Origin of the sequence: Caballeronia sp. (genome assembly GCF_028292365.1) — a bacterium.
In the GTDB taxonomy this organism is placed as follows: Bacteria; Pseudomonadota; Gammaproteobacteria; order Burkholderiales; family Burkholderiaceae; genus Caballeronia.
Window position 1 is genome coordinate 1 of sequence record NZ_JAQGMM010000315.1, and the last position, 5,183, is coordinate 5,183.

At 60.6% G+C, this 5,183-nt stretch carries 5 protein-coding genes and 1 pseudogene; all 6 read right to left on the reverse strand.

Features of this window, described 5'->3' with window-relative positions:
* Positions 1–386 precede the first annotated feature (386 nt).
* A pseudogene (locus JWR14_RS19590) lies at positions 387–491 on the reverse strand (integrase); the annotation flags it as partial.
* A gap of 220 nt (positions 492–711) precedes the next feature.
* Positions 712–2,112: a CHASE2 domain-containing protein gene (locus JWR14_RS19595; RefSeq protein WP_299710002.1), complete on the reverse strand. Its 1,401-nt coding sequence runs from the start codon at positions 2,110–2,112 to the stop codon at positions 712–714.
* A 135-nt stretch (positions 2,113–2,247) separates the two neighbouring features.
* Entirely contained in the window at positions 2,248–2,862 is a 615-nt protein-coding gene (locus JWR14_RS19600) for an OmpA family protein (RefSeq protein WP_299710004.1), read from the reverse strand.
* The gene (locus tag JWR14_RS19605) at positions 2,859–3,269 is read right to left on the reverse strand and encodes a FecR domain-containing protein (protein WP_299710006.1); all 411 of its coding nucleotides are present in this window, start codon (positions 3,267–3,269) and stop codon (positions 2,859–2,861) included. Before JWR14_RS19605 ends, JWR14_RS19600 begins: the two co-directional genes overlap by 4 nt.
* Positions 3,270–3,865: 596 nt before the next feature.
* Positions 3,866–4,549 (reverse strand): SGNH/GDSL hydrolase family protein, encoded by a 684-nt coding sequence (locus JWR14_RS19610; RefSeq protein WP_299710007.1) that lies wholly within the window; start codon positions 4,547–4,549, stop codon positions 3,866–3,868.
* Complete coding sequence (locus JWR14_RS19615; RefSeq protein WP_299710009.1) at positions 4,546–4,791, reverse strand: hypothetical protein; 246 nt, start codon at positions 4,789–4,791, stop codon at positions 4,546–4,548. The genes JWR14_RS19610 and JWR14_RS19615 overlap by 4 nt, the downstream gene beginning before the upstream one ends.
* Between the last annotated feature and the right edge of the window lie 392 nt (positions 4,792–5,183).

Sequence of the window (5,183 nt, forward strand, 5' to 3'; positions counted from 1 at the left end):
CGCTTCGGCAAGGTCGAGGCGATGGTGCATGGCGGCCTCCATTGCACCGCGATGCGACTCGTAAAAGGGATGGACGATCTCAGCCATTGGACACCTCTCTAACACAATTAGCCTATTGCAAACATACTCGACAATCCACCGCTACAGGTGCGTTTCTGGCTGAAACTGGCCGTCATTGACTGATGAATTCGGCCGCCGTGTTCAAGTTTGCCGCTACCGTATCCGGTAAATCCCGGTTTTCCAGTCGAGCAGCAATTCGGCAACTTGCCTGGAATGTTTCGGATTCCCGTTCAGTCCCATCTCCTCGGTCGCAACGTTGTCCAGGTATGCCCCGGTTCTGGCCGGACAGCGACCGATGGTCCATCGGCGTCCAGAGGTGCTGCTGTTTAAACTTCTGTCGGTTCCGCCATCTCAAGTGCATCGCCAACCTCGATGCCCAGATATCTCACTGTGCTCTCCAGTTTGGTATGGCCGAGGAGCAACTGAACAGCATCAGCCGCGTTCATGACTATCTTCTTTCAAGTGAAGGGAGAACCAGTCTGCGCTCGCATCCGGCGGGCGCTGTCTGACCTACTACCGCCGGTCGCGCTGTCGGTGCTTTTATGGCAGCTAGCAGAGTGGTCCGGTCATCCAAGCCGGCTCTCGAGGACAGCAGTTCGGCCTTTGCAGCCGTTGGCCCATCGACAATAAATCTATTTGCGGGGCGTCGTATTAGCCAGCCGCGTTGCTGCCCGTGCGGTCGCCGTCCTGGGACGTGTGCGCGTGGGCGTCATCGGGCCGGTTCCGCGTCTCGTGGGCCAGCACCGAGGTAGAGAAAAAGCTGCCGATGACCGCGGAAAGGATGATGAAGGCCGAAGTCGCATCGGCCAGCAGGCCGAAATACTTGAACAACACCATGCAGAAGGAAAGCATCAGCAGATTCAGCGACAGGCCCAGGATCGCGGACGCCTTCGGCACCGTGTTAATGAATAACGCGATCCGCGAGTCGGTGCGCGGCACGTACCAGACGAGCAGCAGGCCGAACGCCACGATGAAGCCGATTTCCGCCCATTGGAGCCAGAGTGGCCTGCGCAGGAACCGGCCTTCGAAGATTGTTTCTATGCCCTGCGCCTGGATTTCGATGCCGGGCACCAGCTCGCCCAGCGCTGTAGTGCGCATGTCGGTCAGGCCGGTGCCCGTCAGGCCGACCAATACCAGCTTATTGCGAAAGCGCGTCGCATTGACCTTGCCTTGCAGGACATCGCTTGCCGACACATAGCGTTGCTGCGTCGCCTGGATCGACGCGAAATGCAGCCACATGTCACCGTCAGGCTGCGTGGGAACCCGCACGTCCGCGACACCCACCGCCTGCACGCCTGACTCGTCCGCGTACACGTCCACCGCGGGAGAGCCGATGGCGACCCGCAGCATCTCGATCGGCAGGCCGGGAACCATCTTGTCACCGAGACCCATGATGAGCGGAATCCGACGCACCGTGCCCTGTTCCTGGGCCACGTTCAGCATCGCCTGGCCATGCGCCGCGCCCTGCAGTTCTGGCAGGCTCGCCAGCACGTAGTGAAAGCGCTGCATTTTGTCCGTCGGGTCCGGGCCATGCACGAGGATGGGCGTGCTCAGCAGGTCCGTACTGGTCGTGGAGGTGGCGTGATCGAAAGCAGCCGCGCCGAGTATGGACGGCGCCGCGCGCAACGAGGTGGCGAGAATGCGCTCGTGACTCGGCAATGCCCGCAACTGGGTGGCGATATCCGCCGCCGAGGACGGCAGATTGTCGGCCACCTTGGCCGGTGAGGTTTGATCGAGTTCCGGCATGTAGATGTCGAGACCGATCGCAAGTGGTTTCTGTGCGGCGATCGCATCGACGAGGTTAGCCAGCCTGTTGCGCGGCCACGGCCATTGACCGACGGCTTCCAGCGTCTTGTCGTCGATTTCGACGATGATCACCGGCTGCGTCGTGGGCACGCGCGGAAAATGGCGCTGGTAGTGGTCGAACAGCAGCTGCCGCGCCGAACCGAAGGCATCCGGGAGCACCCCGTTGAACGTATTGAGAAAGGCGGGACGCGGCACATTGGTCGGCCACTCGCCGTATAGGTCGAGCAGGACGAGGGTGAACAGCACGACGAGCGCCCAGGGCCGCCCTTTGCGCGCTCTGAGCATGCGTCTAATGAAGATGAGCCAAGTGTTGAGATAGCGCTTCATGTCGGCGGCGGAAAAGAGGCGACGATCACGCGAGGCGGTGCGGCATGGCCCGGCTCACTGAATGGTGATCACGACACGGCGGTTCATCTGGCTCGGCACGCCGTCCGCCGTGTGCGCGATCGGCTCGCGCTTGCCGCGTCCGGCGGTTTCGATTTGCTGCGCGGGTATGCCGGCCTTGACGAGGAATGCGGCGACAGTCTGCGCGCGGCGCATCGAGAGCCTGTCGTTGAACTCGTCGGAACCCGCCGAATCGGTATGACCAACCACCGTGAGGTGGGGAGCGGGCCACGTTGCCAGCGCAGTCTTCAGCTTCGTGACAGTGGCCGCCGAATCCGGGGCCAGCTGGGTGGCGGAGTCGAACAGAAAGTTGATTGTGAACGTCTTGGGGCGCGGGGGGCGCGCGGCAAGCAGATCGCTGTAGCGTCCCTGCACGTCGGACGGGTTCCCTGTGGTCACTTCGATCGCGCCGTTCCTCGCAACACTGGCCTGGGCGTATGCGGTGTCGATCACCTGCGTTTTGTTGGTGCTCTTGACGACGACGGCGCCGACGCTGCCCCCCGGATCCGGCAACAAGGTGATCTTGTCCGGCGTCGAGCTGCACGCGCAGAGGCAGGTTGCGATGACTAACGCCGCCGGTCTCAGCCGGTCGCTCCGGATGGACGGTTTCAACGCCCGCTCCCGCTTTCGCCGCCGACTTCGATGATGAATTCGGTGCCGCGCACGCCCAGCGTGGTGGTCGGAGTGCTGTAGCGCACCGATTCCGGGTTCGCCTTTGCGAGCTCGCCATCCACGACGGCGAGCGAGCCGCGCCTGATGGTGGCGTCGAGCGTCCCCTGGTAGGTGGTGGTGTTGAATGCGAACTTGTTGAGTTCGAGAATGGAATTGGCGCCTTCGGATAGCAGCGTGTTGTCGCGCAACGTGATGCCGACGGAGGAGGTGGGACCCGTCACTATGCGGTCGCTGCCGAACACCTCGCTGCCAATCGCAGCATCCTGGTTCTGCCCGGCGCGCTCAATATGTACCGCCCCTTTGACGGTCTTGATCGCGCCGATCGAATCGGCGGCGTAAGTGTTCATAACGGGCGGGCATCCGCATACGAGAAGCAAGACACATTTGATGGCTTGGCTATGCATGGGCGACACCGTAGTGGCGGGTTACACGTCAGTTCCGCCGCGCTGCAGCCCGATCCTCGAAGCGTGTGTCGAGAGAGGGCTCTTCTCACCGTGGCTGGGGCGAAGTTTTGTTGAACGACGTGTCGAAAGCCGGTGCATAGGCATCGACACCAGCCCGAAGGGTATAACAGAATAGTATTTGTCTGCCAAATTGAACAGTACGCCAGCACAAGCATTTCGGGCAGGCCTGACGCTTTTTTCCGCCGCCTGTTCATCAATGGCCGCGACCGATACCGCCCGCTCAATTATGGAGGGCCAATGGCTGCAAAGACCGGGAAGTGCTCGTGGGCTGTCGGGCAGGTTTCCGGGCGAACCAGCCATTCGAGTGACGGCTTCGTGGGTTTGGCGAGCGGCAGCAATTGGGCCGCTATGCGGCTGCCCGGTAAGAGCTGGCCTCCAGCGCATCGCTGGACCTTTGCCAGATGTGCCCAACCAGTGGGTTTTGACAATTCAGCATCAGCTCATTCGTGAACACCGTAACCTGCCATTCGCCTACTCAATTACTTGCGCTTATCGTTCTGAAGTTGAGTGACGATCGGGCCGAGCACGGCAAAATCGCGGTCCGCCTTCAGCTTGTAGAGCGACGCGAGCGGATGAACGCCGTCAGACATACCGCGCTGCCAGTCTGGCAAAGCCGAGACGTAGGCAAACTGATCGATCAGCGGCACATGTTGTTCCTGCGCGACGCGGCGCGTCATCGCCGCCATCATCGAAACGCGCGCATTGAATCGGCCGTCAAGCACAGGGTTTGACGTGGCGAGAACCGCAAGCTTGCCGTTCGCCACGGCGACTTTGACCAGCGCCGTTTCAACATCGTAGAACTGCTTGGGCGTCTGGTTTTGCGCCACTTCGTTGATGCCGTAGTTGATCGTGACGATACGCGCGCGCGACGCCCGCATGCGTTCCGGCCACGGCACGACGGGAATCCGGTCGCTCCCGGCATAAAGCTGCGTCGCCATTGTTCCGCCAAGCCCAAGATTGGAGACGGTGACGCTATCGCCGAACTTTCGCTGTAGGTCGGCCTGCAAATACGCCACGGCGTTACCTGCGTTCTCCCGGCACTCGTTATTGATGCACGAGATGCCGAGCGTCGTGGAGTCTCCATACGCTTCGATAAGCAACGGTTCGACCGCGTTGGCGTAACAGGACGCGGCCAGCGTGAGAAGTAGCGCCCAAGATTTCATGATGCGAGTCCGGCAGAAGCGGGCACGGCAATATCGGGCAATTGAACCGCGATGGGCCCGCGAGTCAAACGCTTTTCAAGCAGGAACCAACTTGCGCTTGCAAAGGCCAAGGTAATAGCGAGGGCCGCCGCCGTGGCGATCAGCCGATTCAGGTGCAGGCCCCACACAACGTAGAGCGCGGACATGTGAACAAGATAGATCGTATAGCTGATCGTGCCGATATAAACGCGCATGGGTGACACAGCACCGCCTTAAGAATGCCCCGGCTCTCTATGGCGAGGATGTTCGTTATGTCCGAAGGCATGGCTCTCTCCTGCCATGCCTGAGGGGCATGCCTCCCTGCTTACAAGGTCTTTCTCACACCTTCCGCGGAAACCTATAGTCGTTGCACCACCATGATCAAAAGTGGCGCGACAAGCTCTATGTCTGATTGCAGAAACCCTTGCAGATGATGGTTGTATCGCCATCGACGCCTGGAAGCGTGCGATGTTGGTCTTCGCCTATCTTCGTGATGGTGCGGAGCCGAGAGATGCTCGTTCTGAAAACGCTCCTCGCAGGGGTAACAGTCAATCAATCATTAACTGCATAGTGACGCGATGAATCGCTCACGGAAACCTTAGGAAATCAAATGTCT

Bases quoted from the DNA above. Each gene is read 5' to 3' on its own strand.
- JWR14_RS19605 (WP_299710006.1), bottom strand. From the start codon at position 3,269: ATGAACACTTACGCCGCCGATTCGATCGGCGCGATCAAGACCGTCAAA.
- JWR14_RS19610 (WP_299710007.1), bottom strand. From the start codon at position 4,549: ATGAAATCTTGGGCGCTACTTCTCACGCTGGCCGCGTCCTGTTACGCC.